Source organism: Arthrobacter sp. I3, assembly GCF_000520575.1.
Taxonomy (GTDB): Bacteria; Actinomycetota; Actinomycetes; order Actinomycetales; family Micrococcaceae; genus Arthrobacter; species Arthrobacter humicola_A.
On record NZ_KI914938.1, the window covers coordinates 135094 to 150953 of the forward strand.

Annotated in this window: 12 protein-coding genes and 1 pseudogene; 5 read left to right on the forward strand and 8 right to left on the reverse strand. The window is 67.7% G+C overall.

All coding sequences use genetic code 11. From position 1 onward, the window contains the following. Nucleotides 1–174: 174 nt before the first annotated feature. The gene (locus Y706_RS0115410; RefSeq protein WP_253906807.1) at nucleotides 175–594 is read right to left on the reverse strand and encodes a DUF4383 domain-containing protein; all 420 of its coding nucleotides are present in this window, start codon (nucleotides 592–594) and stop codon (nucleotides 175–177) included. Between the two features lie 220 nt (nucleotides 595–814). Here Y706_RS0115410 and Y706_RS0115415 point away from each other — a divergent pair, with 220 nt between their 5' ends. Beyond that, nucleotides 815–2134 (forward strand): cell division protein PerM, encoded by a 1320-nt coding sequence (locus Y706_RS0115415; RefSeq protein ID WP_028277305.1) that lies wholly within the window; start codon nucleotides 815–817, stop codon nucleotides 2132–2134. A gap of 21 nt (nucleotides 2135–2155) precedes the next feature. Here Y706_RS0115415 and Y706_RS0115420 read toward each other — a convergent pair whose 3' ends face one another. Then, entirely contained in the window at nucleotides 2156–2599 is a 444-nt protein-coding gene (locus tag Y706_RS0115420) for a hypothetical protein (protein WP_028277306.1), read from the reverse strand. Between the two features lie 39 nt (nucleotides 2600–2638). Between Y706_RS0115420 and purN the strand changes: the two genes are divergently transcribed. Together purN and Y706_RS30595 are read left to right on the forward strand one after the other, a co-directional pair. Continuing rightward, entirely contained in the window at nucleotides 2639–3214 is a 576-nt protein-coding gene (gene purN, locus Y706_RS0115425) for a phosphoribosylglycinamide formyltransferase (protein WP_028277307.1), read from the forward strand. Between the two features lie 298 nt (nucleotides 3215–3512). Next, entirely contained in the window at nucleotides 3513–4439 is a 927-nt protein-coding gene (locus Y706_RS30595) for a collagen-like domain-containing protein (protein ID WP_052355084.1), read from the forward strand. 78 nt (nucleotides 4440–4517) lie between these two features. On the opposite strand, the gene Y706_RS0115435 is transcribed toward Y706_RS30595, so the two are convergent. Continuing rightward, complete coding sequence (locus Y706_RS0115435; protein WP_028277308.1) at nucleotides 4518–5870, reverse strand: MFS transporter; 1353 nt, start codon at nucleotides 5868–5870, stop codon at nucleotides 4518–4520. Between the two features lie 151 nt (nucleotides 5871–6021). Here Y706_RS0115435 and purH point away from each other — a divergent pair, with 151 nt between their 5' ends. Then, nucleotides 6022–7719, forward strand: coding sequence for a bifunctional phosphoribosylaminoimidazolecarboxamide formyltransferase/IMP cyclohydrolase (gene purH / locus Y706_RS0115440; protein ID WP_028277309.1), 1698 nt, complete (start codon nucleotides 6022–6024; stop codon nucleotides 7717–7719). A 1066-nt stretch (nucleotides 7720–8785) separates the two neighbouring features. Here purH and Y706_RS0115445 read toward each other — a convergent pair. Further along, nucleotides 8786–9784 (reverse strand): trypsin-like serine peptidase, encoded by a 999-nt coding sequence (locus Y706_RS0115445; protein WP_028277310.1) that lies wholly within the window; start codon nucleotides 9782–9784, stop codon nucleotides 8786–8788. Between the two features lie 246 nt (nucleotides 9785–10030). Here Y706_RS0115445 and Y706_RS0115450 point away from each other — a divergent pair, with 246 nt between their 5' ends. Continuing rightward, nucleotides 10031–12253: an NADP-dependent isocitrate dehydrogenase gene (locus tag Y706_RS0115450; protein WP_028277311.1), complete on the forward strand. Its 2223-nt coding sequence runs from the start codon at nucleotides 10031–10033 to the stop codon at nucleotides 12251–12253. Between the two features lie 131 nt (nucleotides 12254–12384). On the opposite strand, the gene Y706_RS0115455 is transcribed toward Y706_RS0115450, so the two are convergent. The 4 genes and pseudogenes from Y706_RS0115455 to Y706_RS29800 form a co-directional block, all read right to left on the reverse strand. Further along, complete coding sequence (locus tag Y706_RS0115455) at nucleotides 12385–13029, reverse strand: SRPBCC family protein (RefSeq protein ID WP_253906808.1); 645 nt, start codon at nucleotides 13027–13029, stop codon at nucleotides 12385–12387. Nucleotides 13030–13193: 164 nt separating this feature from the next. Continuing rightward, entirely contained in the window at nucleotides 13194–13688 is a 495-nt protein-coding gene (locus Y706_RS0115460) for a hypothetical protein (RefSeq protein ID WP_052355085.1), read from the reverse strand. Between the two features lie 47 nt (nucleotides 13689–13735). Next, on the reverse strand, nucleotides 13736–14965 hold the full coding sequence (locus Y706_RS0115465; protein ID WP_028277314.1) for a serine/threonine-protein kinase: 1230 nt from the start codon (nucleotides 14963–14965) through the stop codon (nucleotides 13736–13738). Nucleotides 14966–15400: 435 nt separating this feature from the next. Beyond that, nucleotides 15401–15860: pseudogene (locus Y706_RS29800) on the reverse strand (hypothetical protein); the annotation flags it as partial.

The following is a 15860-nucleotide window of genomic DNA, read 5'->3' on the forward strand; positions in this document are numbered from 1 at the left end:
AAGGCCGGGACTCACAAAGTCCCGGCCTTCCGGCGTGCCGGGAGGCTCCGCCGTCGGGCAGCTCCAGACGCCACACAGAAAGCTGGTGCAGCGGCCGCGTTTCCGCTAAACCACTGCACCAGCAGGTAGTACGAATTTTCTGAATACTATGAAACGTTACTCATTCGCGGCTCCCTATGTCCCGGGGGTTGATGACCGGGTCTTTACGTCTTCTTCCAGGTGCCTTGTCATCAGCCAGCCTGCGCCGGCCATTACTACGCCCATCACCATAAAGGCCCAATTGTCCATGGTGTTCAGCGACAGGAAGTTGGCCGCCGAATCCACGCCGACGATGAAACCGTAAATGCTAAGGACGATGTACAGCAGACCGGAGCCCATGAGGAAATTCCGGGCGCCCATGGCAGTCCGGGACATGGTCAGGCCGGTGGCGCCGATCGCGAGCTGAACGATGTTCAGCAACATCGACACCTGGAACAGGCCCAGGAACAGGGCCTTGGAATCGGGCCCGAAGAACCTCAGTTCGCTGTAATTCGTAGTGATGCCAGGGATGAACCCCAAGATGCCCACGACGATCAGGACGATACCTGCACCCATGCCGACGTTCTGTACATCTGTCCGACCAAAATGAACGCCGTGCGCATGAGGAGATGCGGTAGTCATTATCTGCCTCCAACCACTGATTGCGGACATTTACAATTTTACGACCGGGGTGTGCAAAAAGCGCCGGGGGCCACCGACGGCAAATCCGGCGGATCCGGCCAATGTGCCTGTCGGAAACCGGCCGGGTGCCGGGCCCGTGGCACCATGGATCTCGATGAAACTGCGCGCTGATCAGACCGGACAACGTGGCCTTCCCATGCCCCTGTGGCTGCAGGGTGCCCTCGAGTCCGCCCAGGCCGCCGTCATTTCCGCCCTCGTGGTGGTGGCCCCGATTGTCATGGTCTGGGCCACGGCCGGATTCCAGCATGACGGATTCGATGTCCTGGCGCGCCTGGCCGGCCAGGCCTGGCTGCTGATCCACGGCGTGCCCCTGCTGCTGGACACCGCCGGTGCCGGGTCCGCCGCGCAGCCGGAATCCGGGACGCTCTCGCTCATTCCGCTGGGCCTGGCCCTCATCCCGTTCCTGCTCGCCTGGCGCGCCGGACGGCGCCTTGCCCGCGCCTCATATACGGACCAGCTCTGGCAGGCGCTGCTCGGCTCCTGGCTGGCGTATGCCGGATTCGGGATTGCGACGGGCTTCGTCTGCCGCACGGCCGACGTCGGCATCAGCCTGTGGGCCGCTGCGTTCATTCCCCTCGTCCCGTTCGGGCTCGGCATGGTGGTGGGTGCGCGCCGCGAGGCCGGATCGTGGAGCCGGCTGATCGGCGTCGACGCCGTGGCCTGGCTGGCCCGTACCAGCCAGCACTCCCGTTGGGCCGGATCCTACCTGGGCTCGGCCATCAAGGCAGGCTCGGTGGCGCTGATGGCGAGCCTGGCGATGTCCGCCGCGCTGCTGGCCGTTGACCTCTTCATCCACTGGAACCTTGTGGTCGCCGTTTACGAAGGGCTCGACGCCGGTGCCATGGGCGGCGGTGTCCTCACCATCGTGCAGCTCGGCTTCCTGCCCAACCTCGTCGTCTTTGCCCTGGCCTGGATCTCCGGTGCTGGGTTCGCCCTGGGCGTCGGGTCGCTGGCCGGACCGCTCGGGACCGCCGTCGGGCCGCTGCCGTCCGTTCCGGTGTTCGCCGCGCTGCCGGCCGGTTCCCTCGACTTCGGCTTCGTGGCCCTGGTGGTGCCGGCGCTGGCCGGGGCGCTGGCCGGCTGGTGGTTCCTGCGCGAAGGCGAAAACCACTTCGACGAATGGCTGTCCATCAAGATCCGGGCCCGCTGGTTTACCGCCGCCACCTCCACCCTGGTGCTGGGCGCGGTGATCGGCTCCGTCGCCGGGCTGCTCGCGGCGGGGCTCGCCTGGCTGGCCCGCGGTTCGGCCGGCATCGGTCGGCTGACGGAGATCGGGCCCAACCCGCTGCGCACGGCACTGTTCGTGGCCGCGGAGGTCGGGATCGGCGTCGTGATCGGCTACGCGGCCGGACCGTGGCTGGAACGCCAGCAGAAGCTGCGCGAGGCAGACCTGGAGACGGTCAGCAGCCGCTAGCCCGGAGTGTGGGTGCAGCTGTTAGCGCAGCTGCGTTGGCAGTTGCGTGGGGAGGGACTTCTCCAGTTGCGTTCTGCATTCCGAGGTTGCCTGCTGCGTCAGGGCGTAGCGGACGCACTGCTGGTAATCGCGGATCTGGTTGAAGAACAGTGTCGAGGCCAGCACCACCAGCAGCATCACCGCCGACACCACCAGTCCGGATATCGCGCCGTACAGAACCAGCCGCGATTCCTTGTATTTCACCGCCCGGACCAGGACCACGATGCCCAGCACGATGCCCGCCACCGTGAGCAGCGCCGTCAGCCACACGTAACCCACGTCGAGCTGGAAGACGAAGAACGAGCCCAGGACCGCGATGACGAACAGCCGGAACAGGGTGTGCGTCAGCCGTGCGGAATCTTGTGCTGCCTGGCCGACCGGTTGCCGGTCGGACTGGCCGCTGCCGGATTCCGTGGGGGGATTCATGTTTTCCAGCCTACGCGAGCGGCCCCATAAGCTAGGACCATGCGCATAGTTGTCCTCGTTTCCGGCACCGGCTCCAACCTCCAGGCAGTAATCGATGCCGTGAAGTCCGGCGCGCTCGACGTCGAGATCGCCGCCGTCGGCGCCGACCGGCCGGGGACGTTCGGGGTGGAACGCTCCGCCGCCGCCGGGATTCCCACGTTTGTAGTGGACTTCAAGGCCTACCCGGACAGGGCGGCCTGGGACGCGGCCCTGACCGAGGCCGTCGCCGGCTTCGCCCCGGATGTGGTGGTGTCCTCGGGCTTCATGCGGATTGTCAGCGCCGACTTCATCGACGCGTTTGGCGGCAAATACCTCAACACGCACCCGGCGCTGCTGCCGTCCTTCCCCGGCGCCCACGGTGTCCGCGACGCGCTGGCCTACGGCGTGAAGGTCACCGGCTGCACGGTGCACTGGGCCGACGCCGGGGTGGACACGGGCCCCATCATCGCGCAGGAAGCCGTGGCGGTCGGGGACGGCGAGAGCGAGGAATCCCTGCACGAGCGCATCAAGGTGGTGGAACGCCGGCTCCTGGTCTCCACGCTCGCTTCCCTCGCCGCTGCCCACACCCCCGCCTGATTTCCGCGCTGCCTGATTTCCGCGCTGCGTGATTTCCCGCTGCCGGGTTTCCCCGCTGCGCTATCACTTGGGGTGGCTATCAGCGCCGAGAACAGCCTGGAGTGATAGAGCATCGAGTGGTGGGCGCGTAGCGGCCTTCTCGGCCAAACCAAGTGATCGGACCCGCAAAAGTGAGTACTCGGTCCGAAAGTCAGGTACTGCAGGGCCAAAGACAGGTATTTCCGAGCCGGTGCAAGTAGTGAAATGAGCAATAGTCTGACGCAGTCTCATTCATTCGTCGCATTTCCGGGGGTTCTTCATGTCTCGATTCAGCCTTGCCAAAACAAGTCCAAAAGTCCTGTGTCTCACTGCGGCGCTCGTTCTCGGAACGGGCGCCGTTTCCTCTGCCATCGCCGCCACTCCAACGTCGGGAACAGGCGAAATCAAAGGGTGCTTCAACAACAACAACGGCGGTGAGCTGCGGGTACTCCCCGCGGGCGCCTCGTGCGATTCCAAGAAGGAAACCGCAATCTCCTGGAACGCCCAAGGCATCCAGGGCATCCAGGGCATCGCCGGTGCCCAGGGGATCCAGGGACTGCCCGGGTTGAAGGGCGACACCGGCGCCACGGGCGGGACCGGTGAAACGGGCGCCACCGGTGAAACGGGCGCCACGGGGGAGACCGGTGCTACGGGGGAGACCGGGGCCACTGGCGCCACAGGTGAAACGGGTGCCCAGGGCGAGAAAGGCGACACCGGTGACAAGGGCGATACCGGTGCCACAGGTGAGACGGGTGCCGTAGGTGCCACAGGCGAGACGGGTGCCCAAGGCGTCCAGGGCGAGAAGGGTGATACCGGCGACAAGGGAGACACCGGTGCCACGGGCGCTGCCGGGGCTCCCGGACTCCAGGGCGAGACGGGTGCCACCGGTGCAACCGGTGCTGCTGGACCCATGGGTGCCATCGGACCGGTCGGCCCTGCAGGGGCGAAGGGCGAGAGGGGTGCAACCGGTGCCGCAGCGTCCACCAGTGTGAGCGTCGCGTCGGCCAGCGACTCAAAGCTCACCGTCGTCGCCAGCTGCCCGGCCGGCAACGTCGCCACCGGCGGCGGGTTCGCGATCAACAGCAGCAACGGCAACCAGGTCGTGGCCAGCCAGCCGGTCGTGGGCGCATCGGGTCAGCCCACGGGCTGGTCTGTCACCCAGCTCAAGGCAAACGCGCTCTCGGTGTCCGTGACCTGCATCCAGTAGCCGGGGGATCGGACCACGGACGACGGCGCCCCTCACCTGTCGCAGGGGAGGGGCGCCGTCGTAATTTCCCCGGGCGCGTTACTCGAGCCGGCGCTGCTTCGTCTCGGGGGCGAAGAACGCCATCCACAGCACGGAGAGCAGCACGAGGCCGCCAGCCAGGGCGAACGACGTCGCGAGCCCCAGTTCCGGCCACAGGAAGGCCGCGAAGATCAGCGGACCGAATCCGGCGCCGAGCCGGGAGAACGTCGAGGCCCAGCCGAAGCCGGAGCCGCGCAGTTCCGTGGGGTAGAGCTCGGAGACGTAGGTGTAGAGCACCGGGATGGCCACCTGCACCACGAAGCCGAACACCAGGAGCCAGAACACGGCGGCGGTGGGGATGTCCACCACGATCGCCACGATCACCAGCGTCAGCGCGGACAGCGGGCCGGTGATCGCCAGGATCCACTTGCGGCCCACCCGCTCCACCAGCAGGGCGGCCACCACCACGCCCAGGAGTCCGACGGCGGCCATCGACGCGGTGGTCAGGAAGGCCTTGTACTCCTCGAAGCCGGCGCCGATCAGGATCCGCGGCATCCACGTCAGCGACAGGTAGTAGACGAGCAGGATGCTGAGGAACAGGGCCCATGCCGCCGTCGTGATCTTCCAGTTGAACTGCCAGAGGGCGCGCAACTGCGTCCACGCGCTCCCTGCCGAGAGGCGTGGTGCATCCTGCGGCGCGGGCAGGCTGTAGACGCGGGCCTCGGCGCCGGTGGCCTGGACCAGGGCGTCGATCACCTTGGCGGCCTCGTCGCGGCGGCCCTTGCGGATCAGGAACAGCGGGGATTCCGGCACGCTGCGGCGGATCCAGAACACCAGCAGCGCCGGGAGCACCATGACCAGCATGGTCAGCCGCCAGTCCGCGAAGGCCGCGACCAGCCCGGCGGAGACAAAACCGCAGAGGGCGGCGCCGATCGGCCACCAGCCGTCCATCGCGGTGAGCACCCGGCCGCGCTGTTTGCGCGGGGTGAACTCGCCCACCAGCGCGTAGTCCACAGGGATGCAGCCGCCCAGGCCGAACCCGGCCAGGAACCGGAACACGACAAACCACATGAAGTCGGGGGAGAAGGCGCCGAGCACGGTGAAGATGGAGAAAATCAGCAGGGTCGCGGTGAAGGCCTTCTTGCGGCCGATGGTGTCCGCGATGGTGCCCCAGACGAACGCGCCCAGGGCCATGCCAATGAGGTTCGCCGTGCCGATCCAGGCGGCATCGCCCGGGCTCAGTGACCAGTGCTTGGACAGCAACGGAATGAGGATGCCGTTGAGGGTGACGTCCCAGGCATCGAACATGAAGCCCAGCCCGCCGATCAGGAAGATCCGGCCTTGGACCTTCCACCGCCACGGCAGTTCCTGGACCACCTGTTCGCCGCTGGGCACAGTGGTATACGTGTTCATCTTGGCCTCCTGTGAAAACTCTACGTGGCTGGGCCGCGGCCCGCGCGTGCTTCACACTCCGGCGCGCGGGAAGGGCCCGGCGGCGGGACGCGATAAACTTGCCGCATCCCCACCACCCGCGGCCCCGCCGCGATATAAGACGGAGACTTTTGTGAGCTTCACGCAGCTTGACCGTGTATCCATCGACCGAGTTCCCATCCACCGGGCACTGATTTCGGTCTACGACAAGACCGGTCTGGAGGAGCTCGCTCAAGGCCTGCACGCCGCCGGCGTCAAGATCGTCTCCACCGGCTCCACGGCCAAGAAGATCGCCGCCGCGGGCATCCCCGTGCAGGAAGTCGAGGAAGTCACCGGCTCCCCGGAAATGCTGGACGGCCGCGTCAAGACCCTGCACCCGCGCGTGCACGGCGGCATCCTCGCGGACCGCCGCGTCCCGGCCCACATGCAGACCCTGGCGGACATGGAGATCGAGCCGTTCGACCTCGTCATCGTCAACCTCTACCCCTTCGTGGAGACCGTGAAGTCCGGTGCCGCGCCGGACGACGTCGTCGAACAGATCGACATCGGGGGCCCCGCGATGGTGCGCTCCGCCGCGAAGAACCACGCCGCCGTCACCATCGTGGTGGACCCGGCGTCCTACGGTGCCGTGGTGGAGGCAGCCGCCTCGGGCGGTTTTGACCTGAAGACCCGCCGCCGGCTCGCTGCCAAGGCGTTCGCCCACACCGCGGCCTACGACACCGCCGTGGCCACCTGGACCGCCAGCCAGTTCCGCGACGAGGACGGCGACGGCGTGATCGACTGGCCCGCCTACGCCGGCCTGGCCCTGGAACGCTCGGAGGTGCTCCGCTACGGCGAAAACCCGCACCAGCAGGCCGCACTGTACGTGGACAAGGCCGCCCCGGCCGGCATCGCCCAGGCCGACCAGCTGCACGGCAAGGCCATGAGCTACAACAACTTCGTCGACGCCGACGCCGCCCTGCGCGCCGCCTTCGACTTCGCCGAGCCCGCCGTCGCCATCATCAAGCACGCCAACCCGTGCGGCGTGGCCGTGGGGTCCGCGTCGGCGGCCGACCCGATCGCCGACGCCCACGCCAAGGCCCACGCCTGCGATCCCGTGTCCGCGTTCGGCGGCGTCATCGCCGCGAACCGCACCGTCACCGCCGGGATGGCACGGACCGTCGCCGGCATCTTCACGGAGGTCGTCATCGCTCCGGGCTTCGACGACGAGGCAGTGGAGATCCTGTCCAAGAAGAAGAACATCCGCCTCCTGGCCCTCCCGGACGGATACGGCCGCTACCCGACCGAGTTCCGCCAGGTCTCCGGCGGCATGCTGGTGCAGGCCACGGACAAGGTCGACGCCGACGGCGACACCCCCGCGAACTGGACCCTGGCCGCGGGCGACGCCGCCGACGCCGCCACCCTGGCCGACCTTGCGTTTGCCTGGACCGCGTGCCGCGCGGCGAAGTCCAACGCCATCCTGCTCGCGGACAACGGTGCCGCCGTCGGCATCGGCATGGGCCAGGTCAACCGGCTCGATTCCTGCAAGCTCGCGGTCGAGCGCGCCAACACGCTGGGTGTCACGGTTGAGTCCGACGTCGAGGGTGCAGGCGGGGCGGCTGCCGTTCAGGCAGAACCAGGCGCCGCCGCTTCGCCGGAGCGGGCCCGGGGCGCCGTTGCGGCCTCGGACGCGTTCTTCCCGTTCGCCGACGGACTGCAGATCCTGGTCGACGCCGGCGTGCGCGCCGTCGTCCAGCCCGGCGGCTCTGTCCGGGACGAGGAAGTCATCGCCGCAGCCAACGCCGCCGGTATCACCATGTACTTCACCGGAGCCCGCCACTTCTTCCACTAGGGTTCGCCCACGCGGGGAGGGCTCTTCCGCTCGGGCTGCGGTTCGCGCACAAGGGACCCACACGCAAGAGACCCACTAGAGACCCCCGCACAAGAGACCCGCACAAAAATGGACATGCCCTGGCCGGGGGACATGTCCATTTTTTGTGCCATCGAGTGGGCTGGTGGCCAGTGCCGGGGACATGCTCATTCTTTCCGCGGGACATGCTCATTTTTCGCGGCAAAGAGTGGGCATATGGGGGATATGTCCAGGCTTCGGCGTGTGGGGAGGGCATGTCCCGTGCAACCCGGGACTGCCTGGGCCAGCCGCGGGACATGCTCAGTCTTTCGGTGCGTACCGGGCCAACCCAAAAGGACATGCTCACGGCTTTAGGAGCTCGAGACTGGCCCGGGCGGACTTGCCTATTCTTTCCGGGACATGCCTTCCTTTCCTCGGGACATGTCCATTTTTTGTGCCACTGGGTGGGCTGGCGGCCAGTCCGCGGGACATGTCCATTCTTTCCGCGGGGCATGCTCATTTTTCGCGGCAAGGAGTGGGCATATGGCGAATATGTCCAGGCTTCGGAGTGTGGGGAGGGCATGTCCCGTGCAACCCGGGGCTGCCTGGGCCAGCCGCGGGACATGCCCGTTCTTTCTGGAGCGCAGCGGGCCAGCCGGGGGACATGCTCATTCGTTCCCAAGCGCCGAGAAGCCACCCGGGAGGACATGTCCACTCCTCATGGCAGGGCCCGGACATATGGGGTATATGTCCGGGCCTTTGTGTTAGCGGAGGGCATGTCCAGCGGGCGGGGGGCGATCCGCCGTCGCAGATGAAGCCAGCGCGGGGCCACTGCGTCCTCCCCACTGCTGAAGATGGGACGCAATGACCCCGCGCTGGGGTAAACAGGGTAGGCAGGGGAATCAAGCCCGGCTGCGCGGCCCCCGCGAACGGAACCCTGGCCCCGCCCGGCCCAGCGAACGGAACCCTGGCCCCGCGCGAACGGCCCCCGCGAACGGAGCCCGGCCCCCGCGAACGGGCCCCCGCGAACGGAGCCCGGCCCCGCGCTAACGGAGCCCGTGCCCTCAGGTCAGGAAGCGGCCGCCGTGGTGTAGGCCTGCTGGATCACGCTGCCCCAGTACGGGCCGTACATCGTGGTGGACTTGCTGCCGTAGCCGTAGCTGTTGATGGAGTTCTGGTAGCCGGCGGCGCTGGTGCCGATGAACCACGGACCGCCTGAGGAACCGCCGGTCATGTTGCAGGGGATCCCCTGGGTGTTGAACTGCGGGTTGTAGGGATCGTTCGTCGCGGTGCCGGAGCAGCTCTTGAGGGATTCACCGTTGAAGGGCGCTGCGGCGGGGTAGCCGAATGACTTGTAGCTCAGGCCGCGGGCGGCGTTGAACTGCAGCCCGGAGCCGCCGACGACGTCGCTCAGGTACTGGCCGTTGAGCGTGGACATGACGGCGAAGCCGGTGTCGTAGGTCATGTCACCCGAGGAGCTCCACTGGGTGGGGGCGTAGAGGGCCTTGGCCGTCCACTTGCCGTAGGGGGCCGCGCCGTTCAGGTACGCCGGGACGAACGTGAACTTGGTGGCGAAAGCGCCCGGGCCCTCATTCACGCAGTGTCCGGCCGTGGAGACCGTGCTCTTGTTGCCGGAGGAGACCGAGTTGCCGGAGCAGACGTAGTTCGTCCCGCCGAGGGTGAAGAAGACCTTGCCGATGTGCGGGACGGGGGTTTCGCTCGCATTGGTCTTGGTCTGGAGCGTCTGGGATTGCAGCTTGGGAGCCGCGGCCTCGACCTTGCTCGGCGCGCCCGTTTCCGCCGGGCCCCTGGCCGCGGTGGCCTTGCCGCTGCGCTTCATGGCCCTGTCGGCCAGGACGTCGCCGGGGACGGCGCTGCGCATGCGTTCCGCGGTCCAGTACTCGGCCGCGCCCGTCTCGGTGACGGTGTGGCTGGCGACATCGGAGGCGGAAACCGGTGCCTTGGCCGGTGCGGGGGAGGCCGTGGCAGCCCCCGCGGCACTCAGGGCCAGCAGCGCAGCCGCCGAAAGAGTCAGCAGGCTGGTGGCCAGAGTCTTGGGTGTTCTCATGGGTGTCCTAACCGGTGGAAAAGCGGGGCGGCCGCTGTTGGCGGCCGCTGGATGGAACGAAACTACGGCAATTTGACTAACCTGTAAAGCAGCTTGTCAATTTTTGTTATGCCGTGTTGGGGCGTCACTCATCCGTCCGCGCACGACGCCGGTAGGCGCCAACGGGGGCACCTCGGGTAAGTTAGGGGGTGTTGAGATAACACAAGATTCCGGAAATACCCAGACCTTCAGGGAGACGCCCGCGCAATGGCAAAGATTATCTATACCCACACCGACGAAGCGCCGATGCTGGCCACCTATTCGTTCTTGCCGATCATTGAGGCGTTCGCCTCGACGGCCGGTGTGGAAGTGGAGACCCGCGACATCTCGCTGGCCGGCCGCATCATCGCCGTGTTCGGCGACTACCTCACCGAAGAGCAGCGCGTCAGCGACGCCCTGGCCGAGCTTGGTGCCCTCGCCAAGACGCCCGAAGCCAACATCATCAAGCTGCCCAACATCAGCGCCTCCGTGCCCCAGCTGAAGGCCGCCATCGCCGAACTCCAGGGCCACGGCTACGCGCTGCCGGACTACCCGGACAACCCCTCCTCGGACGAGGAAACGGACATCCGGTCCCGCTACGACAAGATCAAGGGCTCCGCTGTGAACCCGGTCCTGCGCGAAGGCAACTCGGACCGCCGCGCCCCGCTCTCGGTCAAGAACTACGCCCGCCAGAACCCGCACAGCATGGGCGCCTGGACGCCGGAGTCCAAGACCAACGTGGCCCACATGGACGCCGACGACTTCCGCTCGAACGAGCTGTCCGTGGTGATCGAGGCCGACACCAACATCAAGATCCAGCTCGTCAAGGAAGACGGCACCGTCAAGGTCCTCAAGCGTGCCTTCCCGGTCCTGGCCGGCGAGGTCATCGACGGCACCGTGATGCGTGCCGCGGCCCTGGATGAGTTCCTCGCAGCCCAGGTTGTCCGGGCCAAGAACGAGGGCGTGCTGTTCTCAGCCCACCTCAAGGCCACCATGATGAAGGTCTCGGACCCCATCATCTTCGGGCACGTCGTCAAGGCCTACTTCGCGGACCTCTTCGCCACCTACGGTGAGCAGATCGCCGCCGCCGGCCTGAGCCCCAACAACGGCCTTGCCTCCATCCTCAACGGCCTCGAGGACCTGCCGGAGGAGATCCGCGGCGATGTCCAGGCAGCCATCGAAAAGGGCCTCAACGAGGGCCCCGAACTCGCGATGGTCGATTCCGACAAGGGCATCACCAACCTGCACGTGCCCTCCGACGTCATTGTCGACGCCTCGATGCCGGCCATGATCCGCAGCTCGGGCCACATGTGGGGCCGCGACGGCCAGGAAGCCGATACGCTCGCCGTCCTCCCGGACAGCAGCTACGCCGGCATCTACCAGGTCGTGGTTGATGACTGCCGCGCCCACGGGGCCTTCGATCCCACCACCATGGGCACGGTCCCGAACGTCGGCCTCATGGCCCAGGCCGCCGAGGAATACGGCAGCCACGACAAGACGTTCGAGATCCAGTCCGCCGGCACCGTCCAGATCGTTGACGACGCCGGGACCGTGCTGATCGAGCACAAGGTTGCCCCGGGCGACATCTGGCGCGCCTGCCAGACGAAGGACGTGCCGATCCGCGACTGGGTGAAGCTGGCCGTCACCCGCGCCCGCGCCTCCGCCACGCCCGCCGTCTTCTGGCTGGACAAGGGCCGCGCGCACGACGCCCGGATGATCGCCAAGGTGGAGGAATACCTCAAGGACCATGACACCGAGGGCCTGGAAATCGCCATCATGTCCCCGGATGAGGCCACGGCCTTCACGGTGGAACGCCTCCGCAAGGGCGAGGACACCATCTCGGTGACCGGCAACGTGCTCCGCGACTACCTCACCGACCTCTTCCCGATCCTGGAACTGGGCACCAGCGCCAAGATGCTTTCCGTGGTGCCACTGATCAACGGTGGCGGCCTGTTCGAGACCGGCGCCGGCGGATCCGCCCCGAAGCACGTCCAGCAGTTGCTGAAGGAAAACCACCTGCGCTGGGACAGCCTGGGTGAATTCCTCGCACTGGCCGTCAGCTTCGAGCACCTCGCCACCAGCACCGGCAACGCCCGCGCCCAGGTCCTGGCCGACACCCTGGACCGCGCCACCGGCACGTTCCTGCTGGAGGACAAGTCCCCGAAGCGCAAGGCCGGCGAGTTGGACAACCGCGGCAGCCACTTCTACCTGGCCAAGTTCTGGGCCCAGGAACTGGCCAGCCAGAACGACGACGCCGAGCTCGCCGCGGCCTTCGCCGCCGTTTCTGACGCGCTGAACTCCAATGAGGACACCATCACCGGCGAACTCCTGGCCGTCCAGGGTTCCCCGGTGGACCTAGGCGGGTACTACCGGCCGGATGCGGCCAAGGTCGCAGCGGTCATGCGCCCCTCGGCGAAGTTCAGCGAAGTGCTTGCGACGCTGACCAAGTAGTCCCAGCCTCAACGCTCCGGCAGCGCGGTAGGTCGCCACGCACAACGCCCCGCCTCCCGAAAGGGAGGCGGGGCGTTCCGCTGTCCGTCCGGCGGAGAAATCAAACCAGCCAGATCAGTGCGAACGTCCGGTCAGCGCGGCTGGTCGTGGCCGAAAGGCGGCTCGGGGGCGAGGTCGGGATCGGCGTCCACGCGCTCGAAGGAAGGTTCCGCGCCATATCCCACTTCTTCTTGGAGCGGCACGGCGGTGGTGGCGCCCGGGGCGACTCCGTCCACGCGTCCGCGCCATCCGCCCGTCTCGGCCCCGCGTTCTTCGATGAACTGCTTGAATTTCTTCAGGTCGGCGGCAACCTGACGGGAGTCAAGGCCGATGGCCGCGCCGATCTTTTCCGCCGCCGAGTCCGGCTCCCAGGTCAGCTCGACGTTCACCTTCGTTGCGGCCTCGCCGAGATCATCGAACCAGACGGTGCCGGCGTTCCGTGGTCCATCAAGGCTCTCCCAGGACACGCGCTGGTCCGGTTCCTGCGCGGTGATCCGCGCATCGTACTCACGCCGGACTCCACCGATGCTGGTCTTGAAATGCACGGTGGTGTCGTCCAGCTGATTTACCGATTCCACGCCGCTCATGAAGTGCGGAAATTCCTCGAATTGCGTCCACTGGTTGTAGGCCTGGCTTAGCGGAACATTGACTTCGATGGATTCCTGAACTGTTGCCATGCAGGCGTCACTCCTTCGATTGGCGGACCGCGGTCCGCGATTCTTGTCGTTGACCGGCATAAAGCCGTTCCTCCACGCTACCGGGCTTCCGCTGAAATGGTAAGCAGGCTGATGATAGTGGCGGCGGGGGCGCCGCGTTCGGTCTGCGGCTGGCTCGGCGCGCGTTGCGGCCTCATGCGGTGCGGAATCCGGCGAGGCAGCAGGGCAAGCGGCGCGCCTTAGCCTTAGCCTTTGCCCTTCCCCTTGTCCTTCGACTTGCCCTTGCCAGCCGGGGCCGGGGCCGGAGCCGGTGCGGGTACCGGGGCCGGGGCAGGCTGGGCGGCAGCCGCTGCCTGCGCGGCCGCCTGAGCCGCTGCTTTGTCAGCCGCCGCCTTATCAGCAGCTGCTTTGTCAGCAGCTGCTTTTTCCGCCGCCTTCCGGGCCACCTCGGCCGCCTGCTGCGCGGTAAGGTCCGCCCGGACGGCGTCAATCGATGACTTGATGCTCTGGTGGCGTCTGAAGGACACCTCGCCGCTCGCGGCGACGGCATCCAGCCGGGTCAGCAGCTCGTCAAGGTGCTTCAGGGAACCCTCCGGGTCGTTGGCGGCTGCAGCCTCGCTGACAGCCAAGACTTCCGACTGAAGTTGCCGGGCCGCGCCGCTGCCCAGTTCGGAGGCGGGGGAGCCGCAGCCGGCCAAAGCCCCGGCGGCCAGCAGCCCGGCGAGGAGGCTTGCGGACACCCGATACCTCACCCGGCCGCGGTCTCGCCCGGCCGTTCGCGAATCGCTCATGGTTCCACGCCCTTCTGCAGTTCCCTCAGGTGATCGCCGAGCGGTCCGGTGACGGTGGGGTAGGGGACGACGTCGGGCGCCGCGGGGGCGGACAGGGCCACCGCGATCGTCGCCACGACGGCAAGGACTGCCAGCACCGCGAGCAGCAGGGCGACGCGGGTGCGGGGCCTGGTCCGGAGGAACCATGTGGCCCCACGCGACAGGGAGCGGCGGCGGCGCGGCCGCAGCGGCAGGGCATCCGGGTCCAGCAAGTTCAGGGGTCGGGTTCCCGCAGCTGCAGCCGCTGTGGCTCCGGGCCGGGGAGGGCGGGGCCGCCTTGCCGGCGGGGCCGGGAGGACCCGGGTGGGTTCCGTTGTGACGGGCCCCGGCAGCGATCCGGGGGAAACGAGGGCCACACGGAAGGCTGCCTCGAGTTCGGCGGCCGCGGGGCGGTCCAACGGGTCCAGGACGGTCATGGCCTGGATAAGCCGGGCCCACTCCTCAGGCACGGTGTCCGGGATGACGGGGGCGCGGTGCAGGCGGGCCACCGCGGATTCGACGGCGCTGCCCGGGTACTCCACCTCGCCCTTGAGGCATTCGAGCAGCACCAGGCCCAGGGAGTAGATGTCACTCGCCGGTCCGAGGTCGGCGCCGCGGGCCTGTTCCGGACTGAGATAGGCGGCGGTTCCCACCATGGTTCCCGTGGCCGTCAGCCGGGTCCCGTCGATGATCCGGGCGATGCCGAAGTCTGTGAGCTTGGGCCGCAGCGGTTCGCCTGGCCGGACCGGCACGAGGAGGATGTTGGCGGGCTTGATGTCCCGGTGGACGATGCCGAGGCCGTGGACGTAGGCGAGGGCGTCGGCGATCCCGGCGCCGACCACGGCCAACTCATCCAGCGGCAGGGGACTGTGGCGGATCCGGGTCCGCAGATCCTGGCCGTCCACGAGCTCCATGGTCAGGAAGGGCCGGGGCTCCTCGGGAATCCGGGTGTCCGTCCCGGCGTCGAACAGGGTCACCAGGCTTGGATGATTCAGGGTGGCCAGCAACTCGATCTCCGCTTCCTGGCGGCGAAGCTCGTCAGGATCTGCCGATTGCGGAGCGAAGAGTTTCAGGGCAACGTCCCGGCCAAGGTTCAGGTCCTTGGCCGTGTAGACCGACGCCATGCCGCCCCGGCCAATCACCTCCCCCAGCTTGTAGCGGCCGCCCAAGGGCTCCGCCGTGATGCTGTTGGGCGAACTGTTCACGATGTCCCCGTATCTTCCGTGTGCACACCGACGGCGCACCTAAAGAATGATAAGGGTAATTAGTATCCGCTTCTGTTCAGAGGGGACCTCCGGTCCCGGCGCCGAAGCGTATTCCCTCACCGGACGCCCCGCGGACGCCCCTCCGCCGGAGCATGCCGTTGGGTCCCCCAGCGGACCCAACGACCTCGCTCCGGCGGTACAGGACCGTGATGGGAGCGGTGGCATGCGCTAGGGCGGGCGGGGCTTGCAGCCGGGCCTCGGCTGCGGACCGGAGCGCTCCGGGTGGGCAGGCGCTGAGGGGGTCAGGCTGGCGGGAATTGGGGTGCCGGAAGCCCGGCGGTGGACGGTCGTGTCCATGGGGGATTCTCCTGGGTGACTGTTGGCGGGCGGCAAAGGCAGCCCGACGGGCCGTGCTCTGTGGAGTCAGAGACGGCCCGACTAGTCAGGGGAAGAACCGGGATCAGCGCTAACGGCTGCGTACTCGTGCTGGAGCGGTCCGCCGATGGCGTCGGCCCCGATGGTGGGCAGGTAAAAGACCAGGCTGGGCATCCACGCAGCCGTTCCGGCAGGGCCGCCGCCGGAGTGCCCGCTGCCGGACCCCGAGCCCGGAGCCGGTGGGAGTGCGTCAGGCGCAGGCAGTCCCGTTCCGCCATGCCATGGGCCCGGACCCGGGTTGCCGGAGGGAGCCGGCGGTTCACCGGTCTCGGCAGGGGCCTTGGCCGGCGGGGCAGCGCCGGACTGGACAGCTGCCGCGCCCCGGGGTTCAGGGATCAGCAAGGCGGGGTAGGCAACCGTGGCACCCGGGGAAGGAGATGCCGGGAAGGGACGGGCCGCCACGGTGCCGGTGGGAGCAGGCGCCGGCAGTTGAGCTGGTGCTGCTTTGGCGGCGGTTGCTTTT